The following is a 24,584-nucleotide window of genomic DNA, read 5'->3' as shown; positions in this document are numbered from 1 at the left end:
GATTTTCTGTTCGTTCGGGGTTCAATAGACCTTATAGAAGCCCTTTTCGCTAGATTTTCTGTTCGTTCGGGGTTCAATAGACCTTATAGAAGCCCCTTTCACTAGATTTTCTGTTCGTTCGGGGTTCAATAGACCTTATAGGAGACCCTTCCCACTGGATTTTCCATTCATTCGGTCGAGAGAAATATTCAGCCTTTGCCATTGCCTTTTGTTATAATGACGACAATATAACTACTATGATTAATTGGAGGAGAGTCGATAATGGAACAGAATGTTTTTGAAGAGATGGCTAAAAGATACGATACAGAAGAGAGAATGGCATTAGCAAATGTCATCGTTAAGGAAGTACGAAAGGAAATAGGAAATAGCCAATCCAAATCCTTCATAGACTATGGGAGTGGCACCGGTCTAGTGAGCTTAGAATTATCAGATTTAGTGGATTCGACTTTACTGGTTGATTCGTCACAACAAATGTTGGAGGTGGCGAATGCTAAAATTTCTCATAGAGGAATAACGAATGCAAATGTACTGTATTCAGATTTTACTCAAGAAACGCCTGAACTGAAGGCAGATATCGTTTTATTATCACTCGTCCTACTTCATATTCCAGATACGAAAAAAATCTTACAGGAATTGTTTCGCATTTTAAATAGCGGTGGAAAGCTAATCATCATTGATTTTGATAAGAATGATCAAATTAATCATCCAAAAGTACATAACGGCTTTACGCACGAAGAACTGAAAAATAGCATATTAGAAGTTGGATTTAAATCAATGGAAATGAGAACATTCCATCACGGGGAAAATATTTTTATGAAACAAAATGCGTCCATGTTTATAGCTAGTAGTATGAAGTGATGATGAACGGATCCATTTAGTTAAATCGTGCAATACATTGCTGTCCTACCAAAAATGGTAGGCTTTTTTTTGTCCAAACGACTATACAATTTATGGGATCAGCAATGTCAGGGGATATTTTCGTTGCTCGTGCATCTGAAATAAGACGAAACTTCAGGATTGGATATTATCAAATTGAAATTTTCCATGAGGAAAAATTAATAGCCATTATGGAGGCGGTCTCCTACCGTAAAGACCACTACTTTATTGAAATGGATAATGAGGAATAAAGTTGAATGAATCTGTCACGTGTATTGTAGCACTCGGATAAGTGTTAGAAGTATTCGAAAACAAAGCAAGAAAATAATAGAAATTGCAAGATGAAACGCATGGATTTAGTGTGGGAATCCATGTGTTTCAATTTTTTTGGATAGTAAGTCCGTTATTATCATAAATTAGGCCATTTTGGAGAGTTTACGGACACTGAGTACGCTATTTACTAATAATCAGGTGAAAACAACACCTTTTTAGATAAATAACGGATCGTATGTCCGGTAAAAATGTGAAAGTACCATTATTATTGCAAATAGCGGAACAGGTGTCCTACTACTTACATATAGAATTGAAATCAGAATACGATCCCCACTTAGAAAGCGTATCAAGATATTGATATGCTTTTCTTATGTAAGCTGTTCAAAAGACTGGAATTATATAGTAAAATTATAATAGGAAAATAGTTTTATATTTTTTAAAAAGTGGAAGGAAGAAAGTGAAATGGAAATAGTAGCTATTATTGTTTTTTTGTTTATATTCATCTTTGTCACACAGCAGTTAGGAGCAAAAAGACTGGATAATATAGATAGCAAACTTCTGTTAAGAGAAAATGCCCCTTATGAGGATTTTGTTGATGGCAATGAATTATTAAAAGGGAGCAATGTGATCGTAAAAGGTCCACTACGCGTTTATCCGCAGTTATTTGGGATGAACAATTTTCATGAGTTCTATGTTGGTGTGCAGGAAACGAAAAAAATGACCATCACTAGTGATCGTAATCATGCGACGATTTACGTAGGACCTTATAAATTTTTAGGGGAATTGCATTTAGGGATGACTGGGTTTGAACTTCATGATTTTGAAATAAAAAAGAAGAAAGGCAGCATAGATATTTTCAGAGAGTATAAAGAGATTTTTAATATTTTAAATAGACTAGATGATCCGAACTTCGTGCACACTTTACGACAGCTGCTGTTACATTGGGCTCTATTTGAAAGAATTCGTACAGAAGGGCTTGAATTTTCAAATAAGCAAAGCGGCTACTTTATTGAAGGTGGAATGACTAAGTCAAGTATGGAGAAAAAGCGGGCTAAGCTTTTAGAGAAGCATACAGAACACTTTTTTACTTATGAAGGGTATATTGAAGATTATGCCACACAGCGTGTAGATAAGAAATATAAATACGATCTTCGTTTTGATAGAGAAGAATTACTTGTGAAAGAATTAGGCATAATGATTAAAGGTCCAATCTATATGTATACGAAAAAATTTAACTTTACTGGTTTTGGTGCAGGAACATTGATCATTAAAGAGACGATCGATGTCAACATCAAGTTTGAAAAAGAGGCGGACCGGACGATTAGAGTTAAAAGTATGATCGCCAATAATCAAATCATTCCTATTCAGCAATCGAATGGACAATATAGTTTGCCACATACGATATACAAACTCCTTGAAGAATTAGATAAATTTTCGTTAGATCTACATACGTTGAAAGAAGCTCTATTTGAAATTTTATTTAGCCTAGATTTGTTTAACGGTGCAATCAACAGAGGATTGATTCGAGAGGTAGATGACTATTCTTTCGTTGTAAATGATGTTTACCTAATCGAATTACAAATGAATGAGTTACATGAAGAATTGTTTCAAAAAGTACAACGAATTTTTATCGAATTAGATCGATTAAAAGGGTATACAGAACAAGGGCAATTTGGCAGTAGTCATGATAAGGAAGCTGAGATTGATCAATATTTAAAAATACTAGAATTGGATACGAACGTACGTAATTTTACCATTATTAAAAGACAATATAAAAAATTAGCGAAAAAGTATCACCCTGATTTAGCTAATGGAGACCCAGAGAAAATGTCTGAAATAAATGTAGCGTATGAAGCATTAGATGCAATCTTTAATCAATATGTGCATTCTTAATGATTTTCGGATAATAACAATTAATTAAATGACTTAGAAATAGATTCAGAACCAACTTTTATATTTTTTTAAGAGGGGATTTAAAAAGTCGCATGTTCACTTTTTAGATGCCTTTTTTATATGGTCAACATTCTAATAGATGAGGATGTTTGACAGAAGATTAGTTTTCCTTCGCTTTTTTTTAGAAAAATGGAAAATCAAATAAATCATTAAAAATGATCGGTAAACTCAAGAAAAGTAATTAATACGATGAAAAAGGGTGATTTGACATAGTAAATATGCTGAGAGAATTCGTTTTTTTGCTGTAATAGTAACAAGGCTGATAAAATCGCAAAAAAAACATTCTAGTCAGAAACCAAACAGTACATGTTAGTATAATAAAAAGGAATTGCACGCTTGTTAGTAGAAAGTATCAGAAACTACTACGTTAGGAGATATATGTAAATGACCCTTCATATTACTAAAGCGTTTGATAAAAAGGACAAACAATATATTGATGAATCCCTTTACAAATTTAATTTAGCGCATTTTCCAAAAGATTTAAGAGGGAGATATGAAGAGATTTGTTTGTTTCTTAAGGATGAGAATGGCATTGTTCGTGGGGGAATCCTTAGTGAAGTATGCTGGAATTGGTTAGAGATCCATACTTTTATGATTGATGAGGAAATAAGAAAATCGGGATATGGAACAAAATTATTAGCTGAACTTGAAAAAATTGCAGTGGATAAAGCATGTGATTTTATAAAGGTAGATACATTGAGCTTTCAAGCATTGGATTTCTATAAGAAGAATGGGTATGAAGTGTACGGGAGTCTAGATAATGTTGGTAGGGACTATACGCATTATTATTTGAAAAAGGATTTATAAGGAGAATCGTCTTTTTATGAAAGCAACGGCTATTTTTCAAGAGTGAGAATAGAATATTCATGTATGAGCTTTTCTTCTAAATCCAAGGGGGATGGGTGTGTAATGATTAAAGCGATTATTTTTGATTTTGATGGGACGCTTGCTGATACTTTGCCCGTTTGTTTTTATGCGTTTCAGGCGGTTTTTAAGGAATTTGATCATATTGAAGTTACTGCAGATGAAATTAAGGCGATGTTTGGTCCGTTTGAGACGGGAATCATTAGAGAAAATCTAAACAATTCAAATCATGATGAAGCGATTGAATTATATTATGAAAAATATCGCGAACAACACGAAGAACTCGTTCTTGAAAGTGAGGAAATAAATAAGCTGCTGCAGCTTTTAAAAAGGGAAGGGTATCAATTAGGGATTGTTACTGGAAAAGCGACGAGGAGTTTGCTTATTTCCTTAGAATGTCTAAAGATGAATGATTTATTTGATGTGATCATTACAGGGGATGACGTGATTAAACCAAAACCACATCCAGAAGGAGTAAGAAAAGCATTGGATTTGCTTCATATAAAAAATAACGAAGCGATTTTTCTAGGAGATAGTGATGCGGACATTCTAGCTGGTAAACAAGCAAACGTCCATACAATTGGAGTACAATGGCTGCCAAATTACCAAACACTTGAATTTAGTGTGCAGCCAGATCAAATGTTTAACAGTGTAGATGAATTCATACAAGTACTTAAAATGGACTTGCATCAACAGTAAAATCCCAAACTTCAAGTGCTCTTGTTCAATAATCTACAGTTATCAATAAGCCGAAAATATCCAAGGAATCTTGCATATTTTTGGCTTTTTTTTCTGTTAAACAAAAGTTAACTAACGAATAATATTTCCAAAAGTTAACCTTTCAATGAAAATGGAGCAAAGGTTGGAGAAAAATTCTAAAAAAGAGAATGAACGATTTGGATGTGCCAGACGTCTTATAATGCATTCAAAGAGAAAGGAGCATCGTATGGAACAGGAGCAAGATTGGAGCTTAATTGAAAGAGCACGAACGGGTGATCAGGATGCATTCACTCAGCTATTCGAGCGTCATTATTCATTTTTATATAAATATTTATTGAAACTTACCCTTGATGAGGAAGTGAGTGCGGATCTTGCCCAAGATACGATGTTAAAGTGCTATACGAACCTTTCGTCCTTTAAAGGAAAAGGAAAGTTTTCTACTTGGATGATCTCGATTTCAACGAGGCTGTATATGGACTTACTGCGTAAGCAAAAAAGAGAAAAAAAATGGCTGAATCAGATCAAGCGGACGCTCTCCCGACAGCTAACCTGGCAAGCAAAAGTGAAAGGGATGGAGTGGAGTGATGTGTTCACCGATTTTAACCAATTGGCAGATGAGATGAGAGTACCGATTCTTTTACATCATTATTATGGGTATTCGTATGAAGAGGTCGGTCATATGATGGGAATTCCGCCGGGAACGGTCAAATCAAGGGTTCATACGGGGTTAACACGATTGAGAAAGGAGTGAGTTGATGAAGCAAATAGACGAGGAGACTCAATTGGAGAAGCTAAAACATGATTGGGAGCAATTAGATGAATTAGCGGAGAATCATTCGACCTCAAACTTCGAGATGAAACAACAAATTGAGGTCTTTCAGGAAAAACAGAAAAAAGGATTTTATAAAGAATTGCTGATCTTTTTCGTTACAGCTATTTGTATATTGAGCTTTTTTACTATTAGCATTGTTCAAGCTCCCGTCCTTTTTATTGTGATAGAAATATGCGCAATGATGATTGGGCCGATTGTCTTTTATATTCTAGTAAAAAGAAAGAAGAAAGAAAGGGAAGCTCACTTATGACAACGTTGGGACTATACATGATTCCGGTTATTGTTGTGATTATGCTTGTCCAAAGCACACTGTTATTTATAGATGCGAAAAAGAAAAAGGGCTTTGCATGGTTTTGGGGGCTTTGGGGATTGATTCAGTTTCCAATGCCGACTTTGTTTTATTTGGTATTTGTCATTTTACCTCAAAGGAGAAGAAAATAAATATGGATACTTTATTTGATGTGAATTGGGCTCTTCTAACACCGCTCCTAGTTTTGCAAGCTATTTTAATGGCGTTTGCGTTAGTGAACTGTGCAAAACAAGAGGAAACAAATGGGCCAAAATGGATGTGGATTTTAATCATCATCATCGTGAACATTGTTGGTCCAGTCATTTACTTTCTAATCGGACGTAAAAATAATGGATAGGGGAGACAAGCAGATGCTCGTTACGGTCAATCATTTATCAAAAAAATACAAAAAGCATACAGCAGTCCACCCGATTTCCTTTTCAATTGGGAAGGGGCGCTGCATCGCCTTGCTTGGTCCGAATGGCGCTGGAAAAACGACAACCTTACAAATGCTTGCAGGTTTGCTCGCACCGACTGCAGGAACAATTGCATTTGCAGGGAACAATCAGAAGGATCATCGTTCACAGATTGGCTTTTTGCCACAGCATCCGTCCTTTTTCAATTGGATGACCGCAGCGGAGTTTCTTCAGTTTGCAGGCGAATTGTCGCATGTTCCGAAAAAACAGCTGGCCGTCCGGATGGAGGAGACATTGGCATTTGTTCGGCTAGAGGATGTGAAAAACAAGAAGATCGGTGGGTTTTCAGGGGGGATGAAGCAGAGATTAGGTCTTGCTCAGGCTTTGTTACATGAACCAGAATTACTCATACTAGATGAACCTGTATCTGCTCTTGATCCGGCGGGAAGAAGAGATGTCCTCCAGTTAATAGAGCAATTGAAAAGCAAGATGACGATTCTGTTTTCAACTCATATTTTACATGATGCGGAACAAGTTTGTGAAGATATCCTCATGCTGAAAGACGGGAACTTAAAATGGAACGGAACGCTAGAGGCGTTAAAAAAGGAACATGATTCACTTGCCATTAAGCTTCAAACGAAGGAACCGATTGAAGATGTACTGAACGAGCTCGATTTCATTGAAGCGGCCGAGTATATTGATCCTTGTACAGTGAAGATTCGAATGGAGCAGCATGCACATTCCAATCAATTGGTTCAAACGCTATTGAAACAGGGACGGACGCTGATTCATTTTGAATTATTGCAGGATTCATTGGAAGACGTATATATGAAGGTGATGGAGCGATGAGGAATTTTATTGTTCTTTTTAAAAAGGAAATGAAGGAAAGTATGCGCAGCGGGAAATGGATATGGCTGCCAATTGTGATGATGGTAATCGGCATTTCTCAGCCACTCACAAGCTATTATATGCCACAAATCCTTGAGATGGCTGGCAATCTTCCCGAAGGAACGGTCATCGAAATACCGATGCCGACCGGTGCAGAAGTATTGGTTGGTACGATGTCTCAATATGGAACGATTGGCACGCTGCTGTTCGTTCTGGCGCTCATGAATGTGATTTCCCATGAGCGACAAACCGGCTCGCTATCGTTTGTAATGGTGAGGCCAGTAAGTGCACTTCAGTATATAATAAGTAAATATATCTCACAGCTTAGTATTTTGCTTGTCGCATTGGCGGCTAGTTATCTCTTAACTTGGTATTATACGACGATCCTATTTGATCAAGTGCCATGGCACCTCATGCTCGCAAGCTTAGCTATTTACAGTCTTTGGATTATTTTTCTTACTGCGGTTACACTCTTTGTTGGAACGCTGCTACGGAATAGTGGCGGAATCGCTGGCGTAAGTGTGTTGTTTTTAGGAGTCATAAGTATTCTAACAACCTTGTTGCCGAAATATATGGAATGGAGTCCAGGAAACCTGCGCCAAGAAGCTTCGAAAATTTTAATAGAAGGAGAATGGGGACAGTCCGCTTCACTCGTGTCGCTTAGTACATTGGCCTTATCGATTCTTTTCTTGGGGCTGGCCGTGCTTGTGTTTAAAAAGTTTGAACGGTTTGGGAATTGAGATGTATTGATTCATAGAAAATAATTCAATAATGAATACAGAAAGTGTCTGTTACCATCCAAATAATGGATGCTAATAGGCACTTTTCAGTATTGAGAATCTACTCCTTATTCATAAAAAAAGCTAGGTTTCTAAAAAAGTAGAAATGAGGCAGCTTTATTTGCTAGGATGTAGAGAAAAGTGTAAAGGGTGGAAAGTGAGGATTTCAGTTTGAATTTAAATCAAAAGGCAATTGCATTGCTGGAAGAAAATAAATATGATGAATCGTTAAAGGTTTTTAAAGAAGCTGTTGAAAGATCAAGGGATGTCCAATCTCTACATAATCTTGCATGGATTTATTGCAGTGAGGAAGAGGATGACAGCCTTGCTTTTCCATTATTAATGGAAGTCATCCATATGAATCCGCAGTCATATTTTCCGTATAATTTATTAGGGGAAATTTATTTTCGGCAGGAAAAGTGGGAATGGGTCAAAGAGATATTGCAAAAGTCAATTTCTATCAAACCGTCTGAAATGGCTTATAACAATTTGGCAGTCGCTAATTATCACCTAGGGAATAAAAAAGATGCTGCAGACTATTTTCTTCTCGCTTCAGAACCATCGGATTATGCTATGTATAGCCATGTCAAATGTTTGATTGAATTGGGGAATACAGGTGAAGCCAAACGGATACTCGATGCATTTTCTGAAACGGATGATGATTTTGTCGGAGAAGTGGATGTAGCCGATTTATATGTAGAGATGGGTTGTTATGAAGAAGCAATCAAATGGTTCGAAAAGGGCTGGGAGGCGTATTATAAACAGCCGAATTGGATTAGCCGCTACATCTACTCATTAGTAAAGATGGATCAGATCACTCAATGTGATGAATTGTTAGATGAATTGATCTATGAGAAAGCAGAAGAGATTAAAGAAGCATACGAAGAAGAATGTGAGGAAGGCTGGTCAGAGCTCGATAAAGAAAATCAGCTAAAGGAACTGATCGAGGAAAAGCAAGAATTTGAACAAATGCTTGTAAAAATCAAATCTGGTTATGTTCCAATAATGGAGTTTACTCCTAATATACAGACGGCCTGCTATCTCTTTGGCTGTTCTCGCCATAACCACCCTGAATATCAATAATAAAGTGCTAATCAACTAAACAATCTGTAGTCCATTTCAAGTTCAACTAATCATTGAAAAATTCAGCCTGTGAAAAATTTTATCTAGCAAATATAAAATCTCTCACAGGCTGAGGGTGGTAGTTATTCATTCAATAAATGATGCAATAATCGATCCCTGTTATCAAAAAATTGTTTCATGATGCTATAATGATTCGTTTCCTCAAGTGATGTTTCTCGTGCCCCTTCCTCCGTCAGTTCGATAATTTGCGCATTTGGGTAGGCCATAATGATGGGAGAATGGGTCGCAATGATAAATTGAGAATTTTGATCAACTAATTCATGGATGTGAGCTAACATGGATAGCTGTCTTAAAGGAGACAAGGCAGCTTCAGGTTCATCTAATAAATAAATCCCGTTTCCGCGAAAACGGTTTACAAATGTGGCCCAAAAGGATTCTCCATGTGATTGTTCATGAAGGGACACGCCTCCGAATGAATCAATGATTTTCTGTCCTGCTCCGGGCTCACGGTCTAATTCTTCAATGTTCGTTGCCAGATTATAAAAGGTTTCTGCACGAAGGAAAAATCCATCCTTTGGCCTTTCAACCCCTTTGATCAGCTTAATATACTTTTCCAGCGGAGAATGAGAATTAAAGGTAGTAAAATTGAAATTTAAGGAACCTCCTTCTGGATTAAATCCAGCCGCAATCGCAATCGCTTCTAATAAGGTTGATTTGCCCATCCCGTTTTCGCCAACGAAATAAGTGACCTTTGGATGAAAGGCTAGTTCATCTAATGTTTTGATGCTTGGCAAATGAAAGGGGTAGCGATTAAAAGAGCTAATTTCTTCACGCCTCAGCTTTAAACTTCTAATATATTGATATTCCTCCACAAAACAGCACCTCTATATTTATTTTGAAGTATTTTTTAAATAGCTTTCTTAATACCAAATAATAACATAAAATGAAGATTCATCGATTGATTTTCGAGGAGGAACAACAGATGGAAATAGATCAATTGAAAAAGGCGATCAAGGAATTGCCTGAAGAGGAAGCGAAATCATTGCTATTTGGGGTTCTTTTAAGAATGGATCTATTAAGGGAAACCGATTATTCAGAGTCAAAGTTTATAAGTGATATAGAAAATATATATGAAATGGTTTTCGAGTTGTCCAAAGAACGGGCGGACAAGAATCAAGAAAATAATGTTCAAATGATCCATATTCTTTTCGGTGATTCACCGGCAGGATCATTAAAATATGCGTTAAAGAAAATGGATGTATCTAAAGAAGAAATGGTTATTTCTTTTTGGGACATGTTTTCGATTGGTCCACTCTGGAACCTGCATGAAAAGGCTGGGCTGGAAGCTAGATTTGCTTTTATGAAACAGGTAATGAATGACGAAATGGATGAGTTTCGTGATTATCAGCAGCGGTTCACTGAAACGGTTCATCAAATAAATTCCATTCCAGCAGATAGGCCGATTACAATATGGGTGGCAGATAATGCCCATGAACAAACGGGACTGCGATTTGTCATGCACTTATTAAAGAACAAAACAAATAACATCCAAGTAATTAATGCAACAAAAAGGTATGCGGAAAAATTTAATCGACCGGATATCGAATACATCGTTAGACAGACTGGAGAAATTCCTCCGGAAAAACTGCAAGTAATTTATGAGGAAAGCAAAGCGAATGCTTCATTGCCTCCACATGAAAGAATGGAACTTGAAGAAGAGTGGGGAGCTCTCGCAGACACGAAGGCAACGTTGCGTATTTGGAGAAATGAAAAGATAAGGGCTGTCGAAGAAGACTATTATGACCAGTATATGATCAATCTGGCGAAAAAACTGCAGACAGAACGAGAACGTGAGAATGAACCGGAAGCATTTATGAAATCTGCAAGGTTAATAGGAGAAGTAATCGGGCATTTAGACCAATATTTGGGGGATTCCTTTGTTGAGTATAGGCTTAGAAAGCTAATTGAAAAAGGGGTCTTTGAGATGGAAGGGAATTTAAAAGCGATGCGATATTATAGCGTAAGATTGAATAATGAGGAGTGAGTTTCAGTTAGGGGGCAGGAGAACATAGAAGTCGAATAGTACCTTCTAACAAAGGATCGGATATCCCTTTAATATAGGAGTTGTGGTAGGTCATGAAAAAGTCGTTTGCTTTTATCTATTTAATCCTATTGATTGTAACTGGATGCGGATTAGAAACAAAAACAATTCCTGAATTTTACAAAGGAAATCTTGATCAAATAACGAAAGTTGTCATTGTCGATGGAAGTACGGGATATAAAAAAACACTGACAGATCCTCTTGTGATCAAGGAATTCATAGATAAGATAAAGGATATCAAATTCATTCCAGAAAAAAAACAAGAAGATCGGGAAGGCTGGCGTTACTCTGTCACTCTTTTTCAAGATGATGAGGAAGCTTATCAATTTGGATTAACACAAGTAAATGAAAATTATTATTATACGAATCCGGATATCCACCCGATTGTGGATGATTTTTATAAAAGCCTTAATATTCAAGAGGAGTAGACAAAAATGAAAGACTACACTAATTTGTTGCCTAGAAATAAGCATGATTTTGATCGAGTGGATCAATTAAAGAAAATGAATCGAATAGAACTCTTGCCTTTGCTGCCTGGCCTATTGGAATGGATTCAGGATATGAATTGGCCGATTGCCCATGAGGTTGCGGAACTCCTTTTAACATTCCCGAATGAAATGGTTCCGCTCATACAAGATGTCTTTGCTACAAATGATGAGATATGGAAGTATTGGTGCTTGGACATTTTAATCAAAAGATTGCCGAAAGAGATCAAAGTCCAATTGAAAGATGAACTTATCAGACTTGTTGAAAGACCAACAGTAGGGGAAAAATACGAAGAACTTGATGAGATGGCAAGTGAGATTTTGAGCACGATTGGATGAAGAAGAGAGGGAAGAGGGATGCTTCTCAATGGGATAACAGGTTTTTATGATCGGAAGGAGGACGAGCCTCCGATTATGGACAGCAAAGAGTTTAAACGTTTCTGTTTTCAGATTGCTAGATTAATTGGAGAAAGAGTCATCTTCTTCACGAAGCCACACTATCCATCCAATTACTATGAGGTGAAATTAAGCAATGATCTCTATATTTTGCTAAATGCCCATTATCCCTACATCGCCTTTGCAGATTTTGTTGAGGATAGCAAAGTAAACTTTATAAATGATTCCAGCTTGCACAATGCTTGTAGTGCTGCCGGCTATCAAGTTTTGACTGTAGCAGATTTACATACACCTTTAAAAATAGCAGAAAAAACGGGACAGTTATTTGTTGAAAATAGGAATAGCTTGAACGAGGCAGAAATAGCCCAAATAAAAAATTGGAAACCAAAAACAGTTGGTGAAGTTATTTATAATTGCTGGGATTAGGCAAGGTGAAGATTGCCTTTAAGGAGAATCGGGGGAAGGATATGTCTGATAAAAAGGTTCGCGGCTTGAAACGCAGAGCGAAAAACATGGTAAATAGATTGGTACAGGAAACGATGACATTTCCTACTGATTTTTATAATGGATATTGGCATCTACATTTGCCGGTCGGACAAGGGTTTATTTCTTCAAATCAAACGCCCATAGGGATCAAACGACTATGTATGCAAACTTTATTAGATCGAGCGGAATATTTAATGAGAATAAAACCCCCATCTAATCAATGCCTTCGGGTAGTTGTCGCAATTGATGTCACTGATTTATGGGCTAGTCAAATTATTGTTTTTTTAGGGGATAGTCATTTTAATGGTTTTTTTGATAGAAATGAGGAGGAGCAAAAGTGGATCCCTCTATCACTAGAAAGGAATCTTGAGAGAGAGTGGAACGTATCCATTCCTCAAGACATGAGCTCCCTCGGCATTAGAGAAGAAATAATAGATGAAGAAAGAGAATTGTTCGAAAAAGAAATTTGGTTTATTGGGGAAGTAGAGTAGGTAGTAAAAAACAAGAAGGAGCAGGAGAAAAGACACTTCTCCTGCACAGTAAGCACTCAACTCCTGTCATCATCTAGCTGATGATTGAAGCGTGCCAACTGAATGACTTGTGAATGAGGCCATCCATTTCTATTTGTTTTTTGCGAGCACATCCAGCATGAACAATGGATCTTTCCTTTTGCAAAAGATCCAGTGAAGCGAGAATGCCATCCTAATTGCTTAGCAATCTTTGATTTTCGTTGAATGACTCTTTTTCGATGGTGTCGGTAATAGGCACGACTCCGATTTGTTTGATAAGGTTTCACTTGCCATCACACTCCTTGGGAATGGCTTCGCCCATAAAAGTCCCCCAAGAATCAATTAGACAATTACAGGCAAAGCATGATGGCAGAAATTAACTGAAGCAGATTCACATGCAGCACCTCGTGTGATTGATTTTTCTTTATAGCAGTTGACGAAAAAAGTAATTTTCTTTATACCATAGTGGATGAAAGCAGCAATAAAGGTGGAGTTAGTTTTGAGATTCCAAATAAGTTAAGATCTGATAGCAGATGAACTTTTATTACAACAACGAAATGAAAGTGGTGCATAATCTATGAAAACCATTCAAACAAAATGGATGTTCTGTTTGCTAATCCTCTTATTAATCATGATTATTGGTCAAGTCGTGATCCATTGGGAAACAAATACGAGACTCGTGTGGTTTAATGGAATTTGTGCTGTCATACTAAGTGCTATGCTAGTTTTTATTTATCGGAACAAACAATCAAAGTAGTTGAAAGCTATTTCGATTATTTGTTAGGCAATCAACATGAAGGAGGAGCAACATGAAAGCTGTAATTTCAATCGTATCGATTATATTCGTTTCACTTATATTGGCCGCATGCCAAACAGAGCAAGCAGAAACAATGGTGCTTTTAGACGAAAAAATCTCGGAAGTGAAAATTTCAGAATCAAAAGGGTTCGGAGGAATGAATGAAGAAACGATTCAAACCTTCAAAGATAAGAAATCCTTAGATATTTTTAAAATGGCCATAACAACGGCGATTAAGCAGCCACAGCAAGCGGAAATAGCTGAACCAGAATACGATGTAATGGTGGAATATGAATCAGATAAAGGAGAATTGCCGACACATGGCATTCATTTACTATTAGGGAAAGAAAATGAAAAGAGTATGTTTATGTATATTACGGATGACTCAGCTTATCTTACTTCACCGAAAATGACAATGGAGTTAAGAAAGCTAATCCTTTCGGAAGAATGAGTCTAACAGCTATCAAGTAAGTTTAAAATCATACAGTATGCATGTTAATCTATCGGATGTATATTCCGTGGCTTAACACGTAAACTGTTTTTTTCTGGTAATTGTTATTTATAAGAAATTTTTCCCGAAAATATAACTTTTACTATATAATACAAATATACTATTGATATAGTAAATATAGTTAAAATTTCGTAGTTAAGAAAAAGGACTGTGAGTATATGAAAATGACCATAAGGAAAAAAATGTTGTCTGGTTATATAGTAATATTAGCCTTGCTTGTGATGATTAGTATTTTTTCTATTTTATCAATTAATTATGTTGTCGATAATTATTCATCGATCATCGATCAAGAAGTAGAAAAAATGGATTTAGCAACCGAGCTTGAGATTACGCAAAAGGATTTGGCCACTGCTGTTTTAGAGTATGTCATGTTTGGAAAAGACGATGCGATTGCAAGGATGGACGAAGAAATTGAAACCGGTACGAACCAAGCAAGAAAATTAACGGAATTACTATCAGATAAAGAATCTAAACAATTACTAGAACAGTTGCGAGAGAATACACTTTTATTATTTGAATCAAATAATAAAATTATCGAATTGAAGAAGGAGAATTTACCTTTTGAAAAATACGCTGCTCAATCTACTAAGTATAATGAAGAAGTCCTATCCGTTTTATCTCAATTAAAGGAAATTCAACAAACAAGCCTTGAGAATGAAAGAAATGACTTACATTCGACTCAATCCAATGCGATGTGGTTTATTATAATCATTGCATTCATAAGTATTGTTGTGAGTATTATTCTTGCTACGATTATCAGCCGGAATATCTCTAAACCAATCCAGAAAATCACCGTAAGTCTTGAAGAGGTTTCAAAAGGAAATCTAGGGATCGAGCAGGTGAACATTAGGAATAAAGATGAAGTGGGTGCAATGGCCACTTCGTTTAATAAAATGATTACCGATGTGAGAAACATCATAAATAATGTGCAAGATTCATCGATGCAACTAGCAGCAAATGCCGAGGAATTAACAGCGAGTACAGAAGAAAGCCTGGCATCTGCACAAGTGGTTTCAAGTTCAGCTGAACAACAAATGGCATCAAGTGAACAACAGACAAATCTCATGATTACAAACGTTCAATTAATGACCGAACTGAATGAAGGGGTTCAGCAAATTGCAAGTGACAATGAAGAAATGTTACATGCGACAGATGATATGAAACAACTTGTTACAAAAGGCGCTTCTGTTCTCTCAAATGTAGCTACTCAAATGGACACATTGAACGGGACATTTACAGAAACGACAGAGCTGATGAAAAAGATGGAAAAGCATTCGCATGAAATTCAATTGATTACATCGCTCATAACAGAAATATCCGAACAAACGAATTTACTTGCTTTAAATGCGGCTATTGAAGCGGCACGTGCAGGGGAATATGGCAAGGGATTTGCTGTTGTTGCTGATGAAGTGCGAAAGCTTGCAGAGCAATCGAAAAAATCAGCAACCGAAATTGTGGAGATGGTTTATATTATCCAATCAGCAAGTACAGATGCTGTCAAAGCAGTTTCTGAGGGTGGAGAAAAAATAGCAGAAGGCCGAGCAAAAACAAATGAATCACTTTTAGTATTTAATGATATCGAAGTAAGTGTAGAAGATGTTGTGATGAAGGTTGAATCTGTATCCACTTCGATTATGCAGATGAAAGAAAAAGTGGAAACAGTCAATGAGAATGCAGAGGAAGTTCAGTCCCTTGCTGCGATTGTTGCAGATTCGGCAAATGAAACGAGTGCAGCAACAGAAGAGCAGCTTGCAGTGAATGAGGAAATTTCTACAAACGCACAAGCGCTTGCCAACTTAGCTGAACAGCTACAAGCAGAAGTAAGTGTGTTCAAAATTCAAGCTTAAAAAAAAGGACGTTCATTCTTCTAGGATGCACGTCCTTTTTGCATTTTTCCTCTTAGGAATCCGGATTTGACAATATACCTAATGGGGTATATTATAGTTAGTAGTACTCACTAGTTAATGAGAAATAGTTGTTTTTAAATTAGTAACTATAGATAGCCGAAAACAGTCTCTCATATCATATAATAGGTAATGGGGTATACTATAACTAAAGATGGATAAAAATAACCTATAAAGATAAGGAGTATTTTAATGGAATATACAGATCAAATGAAAAACAGAGTCAAGCGTATCGAAGGTCAGCTTAGAGGTATTTTAAAAATGATGGAAGAGAATAAGGATTGTAAAGATGTAATTACTCAGTTATCTGCAACTAGAACAGCCATTGATCGAACAATTGGTGTCGTGGTTAGCTCGAATTTAGTTGAGTGTGTACGCCAAGCAGAAGAAACTGGTGCCAAAAGTACGGAAGAATTAGTAAAAGAAGCCGTAAATCTTCTTGTAAAAAGCCGATAAAAAAGGGTTGACACCCTCTTTTATTTTTAATAAGATAATACCCATAGGGGTATACTTGAGGTAAGGAGGAACTGCAGCGATTCTCATATTTAGTGGAGATTAGGATAACGCAAAAGCCGCTTATATTATTGCAGCCTAGTAACGATTAAACGAGTGAGGGGAGACTTACTTTGGAATATATTAATTATCTTATCATTGCGCTTTTCGCGATTTTTATTATCAATCGGATCATCCCGGTAAAAGGTGTTAGACAAATTTCAACAGCAGATCTAAAAAAGGAATTAAACAATCAGAGTATCCAATTGGTTGATGTCCGTACACCTGCGGAATTTAAAGGAAACAATATTAGAGGATTTAAAAATCTTCCACTTCACCAGCTTTCACAAAAAGCAGAGAAAGAGTTATCAAAAGACAAAGAAGTCATTGTCATTTGTCAAAGTGGCATGAGGAGCCAAAAGGCTAGTAAAATGCTGAAAAAATTAGGATTCATGAAAGTGACAAATGTAAAAGGCGGCATGAGTGCTTGGAGATAAAGGAGGACATGAATTGAAACAATATACAGCAAAAGAAGTTGAGCATTTATTGAATGAAGGAAAAACATTAAATATTATCGATGTACGAGAAGTGGCTGAAGTAAAAGCGGGAAAGATTCCTGGAGTGATTCATATCCCACTTGGACTGTTAGAATTCCGCATGCATGAATTAAATAAGTCTCAAGAATATCTCCTCGTTTGTCATTCAGGCGGGAGAAGTGGCCGTGCTTATCAATTTCTTGAAAGTCATGGATTTAATGTCATAAATATGACTGGCGGCATGCTCGCTTGGGAAGGAAAACTGGAGTAGTTAGAACATAATGGAGGGAAAAATGATGACACAGAAAGTAATTATTGTAGGTGGGGTAGCTGGAGGAGCAACAGCGGCAGCAAGATTAAGAAGACTAAGTGAAGATTTGGACATTATTCTTATCGAACGCGGAGAACATATTTCATTTGCTAACTGTGGTCTACCTTATTATATTGGTGAAACAATCAAGGATCGAAATAAATTATTCGTTCAGACGGTTAAGGGGATGTCAGATCGCTTTAATCTAGATATACGAAATGTTAGTGAAGCCGTAAGTATTGATCCAAAGAAAAAAAGCATCACGATCAAAAACTTACAAACGAGTGAAGTGTATGAAGAATCATATGACAAATTACTGCTTTCACCTGGAGCAAGACCGATTGTGCCGCCAATTCCAGGAATAGAGGAAAATGCAGCATTATTCACATTAAGAAATATTCCTGATACAGATCGAATGAAAAGCTATGTGGACAGCAAACATCCGAAAAAGGCTGTTGTCATTGGAGGAGGCTTTATCGGTATTGAAATGGCGGAAAACTTAGTGGATCGAGGAATCGAAGTAACGCTTATTGAAATGTCCAATCAAATTATGGCACCGATTGATTTTGAAATGGCAAGTATTTTACACACCCATTTAAAAGAAAAAGGGGTAAAGCTAATTTTAGAAAATGGGGTTCACTCATTTGCAAATCAAGGGAAAGCAGTCATACTTGCGGATGGAAGCGAGATTGAAACGGATATGACGATCCTATCGATTGGGGTAAGACCTGAAAATGAATTAGCGAAGTCTGCAGGGCTTGAATTAGGCGAACGCGGAGGAATAATCGTCAATGATTACTTACAAACGTCCAACCCAGATATTTATGCGGTAGGGGATGCAATCGAAGTGGTTGATTATATGAGCCGCACGAAGGCGATGATTCCACTTGCAGGACCAGCCAACCGACAAGGGCGCATAGCATCAAATAACATTATGGGGAAAAAAGAGAAGTATCAAGGAACAATGGGTACTTCAATTGCTAAAGTGTTCGACTTAGCTGTGGCCGCAACAGGGAATAACGAAAAAACATTAAAACGATTAGACATTCCATATGAAGTGATTCATATACACCCAAGCTCACATGCTGGTTATTATCCAGGCGCAGCACCTATTTCATTGAAACTAATTTTTGATAAAGAAACAGGGAAGATATATGGTGCCCAAGCAGTTGGAGCAGATGGTGTCGATAAGCGCATCGATGTCATTGCGACAGCGATAAAAGGAGGATTAACGGTAGAAGATTTAACTAACCTAGAATTATCTTATGCACCGCCATATTCATCAGCAAAGGATCCAGTCAATATGGCAGGCTATGTGGCAACGAATGTCATGGATGGGGAATTGGAGCAAATCCAATGGCATGAAGTGGACAAAATCGTGGCAGATGGAGGTCTTTTAATCGACGTCCGTGAACCGATGGAACGAGAATTTGGATTTATCGAAGGCTCGATAAATATTTCAGTAAATGAGCTTAGAAATAAATTAGCCGAACTTCCAAAGGATCAAACCATTTATGTAAGTTGCCAAGTTGGTCTAAGAGGATATTTAGCTAGCCGTATTTTAAAAAATAATGGATTTAAAGTGAAAAATGTGGATGGCGGCTGGAAAACCTATTCATCAGTTTACGGAAGCAATCTAGAGAAAAATGTAGAAACTACAACGAACGATCTTGGAGAGACCGTTGTAGAAGAGACGAATGAGGGAGAAAAAGCCGATTCCGTTCTGGACGTATCAGGCTTCACTTGCCCAATGCCCATCGTTAAACTAAAAAAAGGGATCGAAACATTAAATAGCGGGCAAGTACTAGAGCTTCACGCAACAGATCAAGGCACATTAAGCGACTTACCAGCATGGGCAAATAAAACAGGCCATACGCTATTAAAAACAGAACAAGAGGATCGTGTAATTAAATTTTGGATTAAAAAGAAATAAATTGGGAATGGAGCACTTTCTTTGGGGAGTGCTTTTTTTGTGGTGTTGTGGACGGAGAATACGTATCGATCAATTGCGAAGGAAGTGCATGGATAAATTTTAGGATTGGCATGTATAATTGTATATTAAGAAGGTAATTGGTATTAAGATTATTTTATTTTAGAGAGGAAAATGATTGAAGTGTATTCTGGTGAGGCCAGGTGGCTTGAAATAGGGGTTTTTGGTTTCTGAGGTGGAGGAAAAAACTGGGGAGTGTCTTCGATGGGGTGATTGAACCCCGAGTGGGCGGAAAAAAGTGTCGAAGAGTCTTTAATAGGTGTTATTGAACCCCGAGCAGGCGGCAAAAAGTGTCAAAGAGTCTTCAATGAGGGTTATTGAACCTTGAGCGTGCGGAAAAAAACATTGAAGAGTCTTCAATAGGTGTTATTGAACCCTGAGCAGGCGAAAAAAAGCATAGAAGAGTCTTCAATAGGTGTTATTGAACCCCGAGCGGGCGGAAAAAAACGTCAAAGAGTCTTCAATAGGCGTTATTGAACCCCGAGTGGGCGGAAAAAAGCGTCAAAGAGTCTTCAATAGGCGTTATTGAACCCCAAACAGGTGAATAAAAGCATCAAAGAGTCTTCAATAAGTGTTATTGAACCCTGAGCAGGCGAAAAAAAGCATTGAAGAGTCTTCAATAAGTGTTATTGAACCCTGAGTGGGCGAATAAAAGCGTCAAAGAGTCTTCAGTAGAGGTTATTGAACCCCGAACAGGTGAATAAAAGCATCAAAGAGTCTTCAATAGGTATTATTGAACCCCGAGCAGATAAAAAAACCACAAACTGTCTTCAATCAACAAAATAGCAATTTGGAGGTGAAGCATGGGTAGACAGCCTATCATAATCGCTCCCTTTCATCCAAAATATGCGGAGCAAACTGTGAAAATGTGGCGAGAAAGCAAAGAGCGAGCAATTGGGCAGAAAGAAATTCATAGCTTTGAAAGTCATGTATATTTTTTAAATCATATATTAGCAGAGGACTTTCAAATCGATATAGCTTTGATCGGTGAAATAGTAGTTGGAATCGTTGCTTATAATCAAATGGAAGTAAGTCAGCTTTATGTTCACTGCGATTATCAAGCAATCGGGATAGGCCGAAAGTTATTAGAGCGAGCAAAGGCGCAATCAAGTGGAAGATTAATATTGTACACTTTTGAAATCAATCAAAAAGCACAAAGTTTCTACGAAAAAAATGGCTTTAAAGTAATTGGGCGGGGGCATGAAAACGAAGAAAATTTGCCTGATCTTCAATATGAGTGGAAAGTAAATGGATTGCCCAAAAGTGTTTAATACTTTTTGCAAAATTCAGCAAGTATTCGTGATACAGTAGAAAGAACAGGTCGTTATTCCCAAAGGGGGTGGATGATATTCTTAAAGCTTCAGCTATATTGGGGCATCTTTCAGGAGGCATATCGATTGTGCTATGGATCGTGTTTAGCTTCTTCAATCCATATACGGGTGCAACCGCTGTTGAACCGATGTTCACTACGTTTATTATGCTATGCCTTCCTGCTTGTTTGGCGATCACCGCTTCTTTCAAGGCAAAAAAAGGAGGAATGCTGATCGCGTTTATTTGGTCATTGCCGCTTAGTTTGTATGTATCGATGACACCAAGTGTGTTTGCTTTGTTTGGGATTACGTGTGCAGCCTATTTTCTCAGTTATTTATTGATGCTAAAGAAAAAGTAATGAATGGATTTGATAAATAGGAAATTTATACAGGAGAGTTCATAGAGTTCAAAAGACTATTAAAGCGATGGCTTAAAGGCAGAGATGCTTTTCTAGTATCTCTGCAAATGGGTCATTCATATGGGATATTGATAAAATTAAAAAGGATGAGGAGGATTCAATGATGATAAGTGATTTAGATTTGAAGCACCTGCGACGTTGTGTTGAATTAGCAAAAACTGCACTAGAGAAAGGGGACGAGCCATTTGGCTCAGTACTTGTGTCAGTAAACGGCGACGTGCTTGCCGAAGATCATAACCACGTTGCAGATGGTGACCATACTCAACACCCAGAATTTGCTTTGGCACGTTGGGCGGCTAATAACATGACACCTGAAGAGAGAAGTAGGGCGACTGTATATACTTCTGGTGAACATTGCCCTATGTGTGCTGCAGCCCACGGCTGGGTTGGTTTAGGACGGATTGTTTATGCAAGTTCAACTGAACAGCTGGTACAATGGCTGAGTGAAATGGGAGTTGCTCCATCGCGCGTTCGAAATCTTCCCATTCAAGAAGTTATCCGTGATACGCCAATCGATGGCCCTGTTCCTGAACTAGCGGAGCAAGTTCGCAGGCTCCATCAGCAGTTTCATGCAAAGTGATGTTGAGCTTTTCGTGCCATGATGTTTAATACGGTCAGTATGTCAGTTTCCCAATGTACTAAAGTAATAGTGGAGGTTATTTTTGTTAATATGCCACAGGGGAGCAATCGGTATATGACTTTACTGTGATTTTAATAAATGTCTAACATTATTAAGATGATTCCTCCGTTAAATGGCATGTTTTTGAAAAAAGTGACTCCCATTTTAACATGCCTATATTATCTAAATACAAAAAGCCGAAATGAAGTTAGAGAATATTTCCTTCATTTTTAAATTGACATTTGCTCACATATGTAATACGATATGCAAAGATAAAATACCTGAAACTTCTCAGGAGAGGTTCATAGCTGATACCCTCTATAAAAAACTATGGATACATGACGAACAGGCCATGTCCATATACGGACGTGGCCTTTTTCGATTTCATCCTGTAGATTTCTATAGAATCGTTCAGAACCTCCCTTTGGAAAAATTCGGTATTACTTTTTCAAGGAGGTTTTTTTTATGTCTGGTCGAAAGTCTGCTGAAGGATTAAAAGATTTAACATTGTTAGGAAATCAGAATGTACAATATGCATTTAATTATGCACCCGAGGTATTGGAATCAGTTGATAATTTACATGCTTCTCGTGATTATTTCGTGAAATTTAATTGTCCAGAGTTTACGAGTTTATGCCCAATCACACAGCAACCGGATTTCGCAACGATGTATATTTCATACATTCCCGATCAAAAAATCGTTGAAAGTAAATCGCTGAAACTCTATTTATTTAGTTTTAGAAACCATGGGGATTTCCATGAGGATTGCGTGAATATTATTATGGATGATTTAATCAAACTTCTAGATCCAAGATATATTGAGGTTTGGGGAAAATTTACGCCACGTGGCGGGATCTCGATTGATCCATGGTGCAATTATGGAAAACCAGGCACGAAATACGAGGAAATGGCAAACTATCGTTTAATGAATCATGATCTAAATCCTGAAACGATTGATAATCGATAAAGGGAATGGCTTATTAATAGAAAAAGAGAGTTTGTAGCGACTCTCGTATGAAGGAGGGGGCTTAGTACATGAAGCAGGATAAAGCACTTGTTGTATTTAGCGGAGGGCAAGATAGTACGACCTGTTTATTTTGGGCAATTGAACGTTTTGCAGAAGTGGAGGTCGTAACTTTTGATTATGGCCAAAGGCATCGTCTTGAAATTGATTGTGCCCAAGAAATTGCCAAGGAACTCGGAATCCATCATCATATCCTCGATATGTCTTTACTGAATCAGCTCGCTTCCAATGCATTGACACGTGAAGAGATCCAGATTGAAGAAGGTGAGAATGGGGAGCTGCCCTCCACATTTGTTCCTGGACGAAATCTCCTTTTTCTATCATTTGCAGGTGTGTTAGCCAGTCAAATCGGAGCGAAGCATATCGTGACAGGTGTATGTGAAACGGATTTTAGCGGCTATCCTGATTGTCGAGATATTTTTATCAAATCATTGAATGTCACGTTAAATCTATCGATGGATCATTCCTTTGTCATCCATACCCCATTAATGTGGATAAACAAAGCACAAACATGGGAGCTAGCCGATCAACTTGGCGTATTTGAGTTTGTGAGAGAAAGAACGCTCACTTGTTACAACGGAATAATCGCTGATGGTTGTGGGGATTGCCCAGCTTGTCAGCTGCGAAAAAGAGGACTTGAGGAGTACTTACATGCTAAGAGCAAGTCTTAAGCCTCTATAAATACAGGAAAGGAGAGACAATATGAGAATCTTATTCTATTTAGTATCAATTGTAACGGCAAACGTTGTAACCGCAAGATTTGCCCCGTTAGAGTTTGGGATGTTCATAGTTCCAATGGGGACATTATTTGTTGGAGCAACCTTCATTTTTCGAGATCTTGTGCAAAATAAGTATGGCCGTGCCAAAACATATGGATTTATTTTCATCGCATTACTCTTATCTGGTGTTGCTTCGTTTTTACTAGGAGATACTTTAATGATTGTTGCAGCATCTGCGTTATCGTTTGTGATTGCGGAAACGGCAGACACAGAAATCTATACACGCTTAAAGCTACCAATGGCTTGGCGCGTATTTTACAGTGGAATCGTTGGCGGCTTTTTCGACTCTGTCGTGTTTGTCATCGTTGGCTTAAGCCCACTTGGAGCAGGTTTTATCCCTTGGGAAGCTGTACCAGCCGCTATCCTCGGCCAAATCATTGTAAAAACAATCATTCAAATGCTAGGTGCATTAATTTTAAGTCAAGGACTAGCGTTGAAAGAGAGACGTCTGGCAAAAGCATAGTTCGATTGTTTGTTGCGACTATACAGGAAAGCGCAGAGGTTTCGCAGCTTCTGCGCTTTTTTTGCAACCAGTGTGTTTTACTAAAGAGCAATCCTGCAGAAAACCTCAATTCCTTTTGAAAAAATGACTTGTCCTTAATCGAGTAACGAACAACAGTAAAATAAGAGGGGATCTTCTGGTTGGGCTCAGGGTTCAATAGCACCTATTGAAGACTCTTCGATGCTTTTTTTTGCCTGTTCGGAGTTCAATCCCCTCTATTGAAGACTCTTCGATGTTTTTTTTCGCCTGTTCGGGGTTCAATAGCACCTATTGAAGACTCTTTGATGCTTTTTATCGCCAGTTCGGGGTTCAATCCCCTCTATTGAAGACTCTTTGATGCTTTTTTTCGCCAGTTCGGGGTTCAATCCCCTCTATTGAAGACTCTTTGATGCTTTTTTTCGCCAGTTCGGGGTTCAATCCCCTCTATTGAAGACTCTTTGATG

At 37.6% G+C, this 24,584-nt stretch carries 32 protein-coding genes and 1 riboswitch; of the genes, 30 read left to right on the top strand and 2 right to left on the bottom strand.

Annotated elements, in window-relative coordinates:
* Positions 1–261 precede the first annotated feature (261 nt).
* From J2Z40_RS18955 to J2Z40_RS18900, 12 genes are all read left to right on the top strand, one after another.
* The gene (locus J2Z40_RS18955) at positions 262–858 is read left to right on the top strand and encodes a class I SAM-dependent methyltransferase (RefSeq protein ID WP_066391842.1); all 597 of its coding nucleotides are present in this window, start codon (positions 262–264) and stop codon (positions 856–858) included.
* Between the two features lie 104 nt (positions 859–962).
* Positions 963–1,127 (top strand): hotdog family protein, encoded by a 165-nt coding sequence (locus J2Z40_RS18950; RefSeq protein ID WP_157087791.1) that lies wholly within the window; start codon positions 963–965, stop codon positions 1,125–1,127.
* 484 nt (positions 1,128–1,611) lie between these two features.
* Positions 1,612–3,042 carry a J domain-containing protein gene (locus J2Z40_RS19920; protein ID WP_066391845.1) on the top strand — a complete coding sequence of 477 codons (1,431 nt, stop codon included), beginning with the start codon at positions 1,612–1,614 and terminating at the stop codon, positions 3,040–3,042.
* Between the two features lie 444 nt (positions 3,043–3,486).
* On the top strand, positions 3,487–3,909 hold the full coding sequence (locus J2Z40_RS18940) for a GNAT family N-acetyltransferase (protein WP_066391847.1): 423 nt from the start codon (positions 3,487–3,489) through the stop codon (positions 3,907–3,909).
* A 102-nt stretch (positions 3,910–4,011) separates the two neighbouring features.
* Positions 4,012–4,665, top strand: a complete 654-nt coding sequence (locus J2Z40_RS18935) for an HAD family hydrolase (protein ID WP_066391849.1) — start codon at positions 4,012–4,014, stop codon at positions 4,663–4,665.
* A gap of 247 nt (positions 4,666–4,912) precedes the next feature.
* Entirely contained in the window at positions 4,913–5,437 is a 525-nt protein-coding gene (gene sigY / locus J2Z40_RS18930; protein ID WP_066399094.1) for an RNA polymerase sigma factor SigY, read from the top strand.
* A 4-nt stretch (positions 5,438–5,441) separates the two neighbouring features.
* On the top strand, positions 5,442–5,768 hold the full coding sequence (locus tag J2Z40_RS18925) for a YxlC family protein (RefSeq protein ID WP_066391851.1): 327 nt from the start codon (positions 5,442–5,444) through the stop codon (positions 5,766–5,768).
* Positions 5,765–5,959: a transcriptional regulator gene (locus J2Z40_RS18920; RefSeq protein WP_066391854.1), complete on the top strand. Its 195-nt coding sequence runs from the start codon at positions 5,765–5,767 to the stop codon at positions 5,957–5,959. The genes J2Z40_RS18925 and J2Z40_RS18920 overlap by 4 nt, the downstream gene beginning before the upstream one ends.
* A gap of 2 nt (positions 5,960–5,961) precedes the next feature.
* On the top strand, positions 5,962–6,165 hold the full coding sequence (locus J2Z40_RS18915; protein WP_066391856.1) for a PLDc N-terminal domain-containing protein: 204 nt from the start codon (positions 5,962–5,964) through the stop codon (positions 6,163–6,165).
* 13 nt (positions 6,166–6,178) lie between these two features.
* Positions 6,179–7,072 carry an ABC transporter ATP-binding protein gene (locus tag J2Z40_RS18910; RefSeq protein ID WP_066391858.1) on the top strand — a complete coding sequence of 298 codons (894 nt, stop codon included), beginning with the start codon at positions 6,179–6,181 and terminating at the stop codon, positions 7,070–7,072.
* Complete coding sequence (locus J2Z40_RS18905; protein ID WP_066391860.1) at positions 7,069–7,851, top strand: ABC transporter permease; 783 nt, start codon at positions 7,069–7,071, stop codon at positions 7,849–7,851. The genes J2Z40_RS18910 and J2Z40_RS18905 overlap by 4 nt, the downstream gene beginning before the upstream one ends.
* Before the next feature lie 210 nt (positions 7,852–8,061).
* On the top strand, positions 8,062–8,973 hold the full coding sequence (locus tag J2Z40_RS18900) for a tetratricopeptide repeat protein (protein ID WP_066391863.1): 912 nt from the start codon (positions 8,062–8,064) through the stop codon (positions 8,971–8,973).
* Positions 8,974–9,095: 122 nt separating this feature from the next.
* Here J2Z40_RS18900 and J2Z40_RS18895 read toward each other — a convergent pair whose 3' ends face one another.
* On the bottom strand, positions 9,096–9,845 hold the full coding sequence (locus tag J2Z40_RS18895; RefSeq protein WP_066391865.1) for an AAA family ATPase: 750 nt from the start codon (positions 9,843–9,845) through the stop codon (positions 9,096–9,098).
* A gap of 110 nt (positions 9,846–9,955) precedes the next feature.
* Here J2Z40_RS18895 and J2Z40_RS18890 point away from each other — a divergent pair, with 110 nt between their 5' ends.
* From J2Z40_RS18890 to J2Z40_RS18870, 5 genes are all read left to right on the top strand, one after another.
* Entirely contained in the window at positions 9,956–11,017 is a 1,062-nt protein-coding gene (locus J2Z40_RS18890) for a DUF1835 domain-containing protein (protein WP_066391867.1), read from the top strand.
* Between the two features lie 92 nt (positions 11,018–11,109).
* A complete protein-coding gene (locus tag J2Z40_RS18885) occupies positions 11,110–11,502 on the top strand; it encodes a hypothetical protein (protein WP_066391870.1) in 393 nt (130 codons plus the stop codon).
* Positions 11,503–11,508: 6 nt separating this feature from the next.
* A complete protein-coding gene (locus J2Z40_RS18880; RefSeq protein WP_066391872.1) occupies positions 11,509–11,898 on the top strand; it encodes a DUF5071 domain-containing protein in 390 nt (129 codons plus the stop codon).
* A gap of 18 nt (positions 11,899–11,916) precedes the next feature.
* Entirely contained in the window at positions 11,917–12,381 is a 465-nt protein-coding gene (locus tag J2Z40_RS18875; RefSeq protein WP_066391874.1) for a hypothetical protein, read from the top strand.
* Positions 12,382–12,422: 41 nt separating this feature from the next.
* Positions 12,423–12,932: a DUF3916 domain-containing protein gene (locus J2Z40_RS18870; protein WP_066399096.1), complete on the top strand. Its 510-nt coding sequence runs from the start codon at positions 12,423–12,425 to the stop codon at positions 12,930–12,932.
* Positions 12,933–12,988: 56 nt separating this feature from the next.
* On the opposite strand, the gene J2Z40_RS18865 is transcribed toward J2Z40_RS18870, so the two are convergent.
* Positions 12,989–13,237, bottom strand: coding sequence for a hypothetical protein (locus J2Z40_RS18865; RefSeq protein WP_066391876.1), 249 nt, complete (start codon positions 13,235–13,237; stop codon positions 12,989–12,991).
* 290 nt (positions 13,238–13,527) lie between these two features.
* On the opposite strand from J2Z40_RS18865, the gene J2Z40_RS18860 reads away from it, so the two are divergent.
* From J2Z40_RS18860 to J2Z40_RS18800, 13 genes are all read left to right on the top strand, one after another.
* Complete coding sequence (locus tag J2Z40_RS18860) at positions 13,528–13,707, top strand: hypothetical protein (RefSeq protein WP_066391878.1); 180 nt, start codon at positions 13,528–13,530, stop codon at positions 13,705–13,707.
* Between the two features lie 52 nt (positions 13,708–13,759).
* Positions 13,760–14,197 carry a YhfM domain-containing protein gene (locus J2Z40_RS18855; protein WP_066391882.1) on the top strand — a complete coding sequence of 146 codons (438 nt, stop codon included), beginning with the start codon at positions 13,760–13,762 and terminating at the stop codon, positions 14,195–14,197.
* 224 nt (positions 14,198–14,421) lie between these two features.
* Positions 14,422–16,104 carry a methyl-accepting chemotaxis protein gene (locus J2Z40_RS18850; RefSeq protein ID WP_162840470.1) on the top strand — a complete coding sequence of 561 codons (1,683 nt, stop codon included), beginning with the start codon at positions 14,422–14,424 and terminating at the stop codon, positions 16,102–16,104.
* Between the two features lie 249 nt (positions 16,105–16,353).
* Positions 16,354–16,617 (top strand): metal-sensitive transcriptional regulator, encoded by a 264-nt coding sequence (locus J2Z40_RS18845; RefSeq protein ID WP_066391886.1) that lies wholly within the window; start codon positions 16,354–16,356, stop codon positions 16,615–16,617.
* A 170-nt stretch (positions 16,618–16,787) separates the two neighbouring features.
* Entirely contained in the window at positions 16,788–17,150 is a 363-nt protein-coding gene (locus tag J2Z40_RS18840; RefSeq protein WP_066391887.1) for a rhodanese-like domain-containing protein, read from the top strand.
* Between the two features lie 13 nt (positions 17,151–17,163).
* Entirely contained in the window at positions 17,164–17,460 is a 297-nt protein-coding gene (locus tag J2Z40_RS18835) for a rhodanese-like domain-containing protein (protein WP_066391889.1), read from the top strand.
* A gap of 25 nt (positions 17,461–17,485) precedes the next feature.
* Positions 17,486–19,432 (top strand): CoA-disulfide reductase, encoded by a 1,947-nt coding sequence (locus J2Z40_RS18830; protein ID WP_180316792.1) that lies wholly within the window; start codon positions 17,486–17,488, stop codon positions 19,430–19,432.
* Between the two features lie 860 nt (positions 19,433–20,292).
* Complete coding sequence (locus tag J2Z40_RS18825) at positions 20,293–20,760, top strand: GNAT family N-acetyltransferase (protein WP_066391893.1); 468 nt, start codon at positions 20,293–20,295, stop codon at positions 20,758–20,760.
* A gap of 128 nt (positions 20,761–20,888) precedes the next feature.
* Positions 20,889–21,158 (top strand): hypothetical protein, encoded by a 270-nt coding sequence (locus J2Z40_RS18820; RefSeq protein ID WP_083953836.1) that lies wholly within the window; start codon positions 20,889–20,891, stop codon positions 21,156–21,158.
* Between the two features lie 163 nt (positions 21,159–21,321).
* Positions 21,322–21,798 carry a nucleoside deaminase gene (locus J2Z40_RS18815; RefSeq protein ID WP_066391896.1) on the top strand — a complete coding sequence of 159 codons (477 nt, stop codon included), beginning with the start codon at positions 21,322–21,324 and terminating at the stop codon, positions 21,796–21,798.
* A gap of 330 nt (positions 21,799–22,128) precedes the next feature.
* Positions 22,129–22,175: riboswitch (PreQ1 riboswitch) on the top strand.
* A gap of 127 nt (positions 22,176–22,302) precedes the next feature.
* Positions 22,303–22,803: a preQ(1) synthase gene (gene queF, locus J2Z40_RS18810; protein WP_066391898.1), complete on the top strand. Its 501-nt coding sequence runs from the start codon at positions 22,303–22,305 to the stop codon at positions 22,801–22,803.
* A gap of 68 nt (positions 22,804–22,871) precedes the next feature.
* Positions 22,872–23,531 (top strand): 7-cyano-7-deazaguanine synthase QueC, encoded by a 660-nt coding sequence (queC, locus tag J2Z40_RS18805; RefSeq protein WP_066391901.1) that lies wholly within the window; start codon positions 22,872–22,874, stop codon positions 23,529–23,531.
* Positions 23,532–23,562: 31 nt separating this feature from the next.
* On the top strand, positions 23,563–24,102 hold the full coding sequence (locus tag J2Z40_RS18800; protein WP_066391903.1) for a VUT family protein: 540 nt from the start codon (positions 23,563–23,565) through the stop codon (positions 24,100–24,102).
* The last annotated feature ends 482 nt before the right edge of the window (positions 24,103–24,584 follow it).

It is taken from the genome of Cytobacillus eiseniae (assembly GCF_017874625.1).
Taxonomy (GTDB): domain Bacteria; phylum Bacillota; class Bacilli; order Bacillales; family Cytobacillaceae; genus Cytobacillus; species Cytobacillus eiseniae.
The sequence above is the reverse complement of the archived record's forward strand: the minus strand, read 5'-3'. Positions and strand labels throughout refer to the sequence as shown.

Bases quoted from the DNA above. Each gene is read 5' to 3' on its own strand.
- J2Z40_RS18955 (WP_066391842.1), top strand. From the start codon at position 262: ATGGAACAGAATGTTTTTGAAGAGATGGCTAAAAGATACGATACAGAA.
- J2Z40_RS18950 (WP_157087791.1), top strand. From the start codon at position 963: ATGTCAGGGGATATTTTCGTTGCTCGTGCATCTGAAATAAGACGAAAC.
- J2Z40_RS19920 (WP_066391845.1), top strand. From the start codon at position 1,612: ATGGAAATAGTAGCTATTATTGTTTTTTTGTTTATATTCATCTTTGTC.
- J2Z40_RS18940 (WP_066391847.1), top strand. From the start codon at position 3,487: ATGACCCTTCATATTACTAAAGCGTTTGATAAAAAGGACAAACAATAT.
- J2Z40_RS18935 (WP_066391849.1), top strand. From the start codon at position 4,012: ATGATTAAAGCGATTATTTTTGATTTTGATGGGACGCTTGCTGATACT.
- sigY (WP_066399094.1), top strand. From the start codon at position 4,913: ATGGAACAGGAGCAAGATTGGAGCTTAATTGAAAGAGCACGAACGGGT.
- J2Z40_RS18925 (WP_066391851.1), top strand. From the start codon at position 5,442: ATGAAGCAAATAGACGAGGAGACTCAATTGGAGAAGCTAAAACATGAT.
- J2Z40_RS18920 (WP_066391854.1), top strand. From the start codon at position 5,765: ATGACAACGTTGGGACTATACATGATTCCGGTTATTGTTGTGATTATG.
- J2Z40_RS18915 (WP_066391856.1), top strand. From the start codon at position 5,962: ATGGATACTTTATTTGATGTGAATTGGGCTCTTCTAACACCGCTCCTA.
- J2Z40_RS18910 (WP_066391858.1), top strand. From the start codon at position 6,179: ATGCTCGTTACGGTCAATCATTTATCAAAAAAATACAAAAAGCATACA.
- J2Z40_RS18905 (WP_066391860.1), top strand. From the start codon at position 7,069: ATGAGGAATTTTATTGTTCTTTTTAAAAAGGAAATGAAGGAAAGTATG.
- J2Z40_RS18890 (WP_066391867.1), top strand. From the start codon at position 9,956: ATGGAAATAGATCAATTGAAAAAGGCGATCAAGGAATTGCCTGAAGAG.
- J2Z40_RS18885 (WP_066391870.1), top strand. From the start codon at position 11,110: ATGAAAAAGTCGTTTGCTTTTATCTATTTAATCCTATTGATTGTAACT.
- J2Z40_RS18880 (WP_066391872.1), top strand. From the start codon at position 11,509: ATGAAAGACTACACTAATTTGTTGCCTAGAAATAAGCATGATTTTGAT.
- J2Z40_RS18875 (WP_066391874.1), top strand. From the start codon at position 11,917: ATGCTTCTCAATGGGATAACAGGTTTTTATGATCGGAAGGAGGACGAG.
- J2Z40_RS18870 (WP_066399096.1), top strand. From the start codon at position 12,423: ATGTCTGATAAAAAGGTTCGCGGCTTGAAACGCAGAGCGAAAAACATG.
- J2Z40_RS18860 (WP_066391878.1), top strand. From the start codon at position 13,528: ATGAAAACCATTCAAACAAAATGGATGTTCTGTTTGCTAATCCTCTTA.
- J2Z40_RS18855 (WP_066391882.1), top strand. From the start codon at position 13,760: ATGAAAGCTGTAATTTCAATCGTATCGATTATATTCGTTTCACTTATA.
- J2Z40_RS18850 (WP_162840470.1), top strand. From the start codon at position 14,422: ATGACCATAAGGAAAAAAATGTTGTCTGGTTATATAGTAATATTAGCC.
- J2Z40_RS18845 (WP_066391886.1), top strand. From the start codon at position 16,354: ATGGAATATACAGATCAAATGAAAAACAGAGTCAAGCGTATCGAAGGT.
- J2Z40_RS18830 (WP_180316792.1), top strand. From the start codon at position 17,486: ATGACACAGAAAGTAATTATTGTAGGTGGGGTAGCTGGAGGAGCAACA.
- J2Z40_RS18825 (WP_066391893.1), top strand. From the start codon at position 20,293: ATGGGTAGACAGCCTATCATAATCGCTCCCTTTCATCCAAAATATGCG.
- J2Z40_RS18815 (WP_066391896.1), top strand. From the start codon at position 21,322: ATGATAAGTGATTTAGATTTGAAGCACCTGCGACGTTGTGTTGAATTA.
- queF (WP_066391898.1), top strand. From the start codon at position 22,303: ATGTCTGGTCGAAAGTCTGCTGAAGGATTAAAAGATTTAACATTGTTA.
- queC (WP_066391901.1), top strand. From the start codon at position 22,872: ATGAAGCAGGATAAAGCACTTGTTGTATTTAGCGGAGGGCAAGATAGT.
- J2Z40_RS18800 (WP_066391903.1), top strand. From the start codon at position 23,563: ATGAGAATCTTATTCTATTTAGTATCAATTGTAACGGCAAACGTTGTA.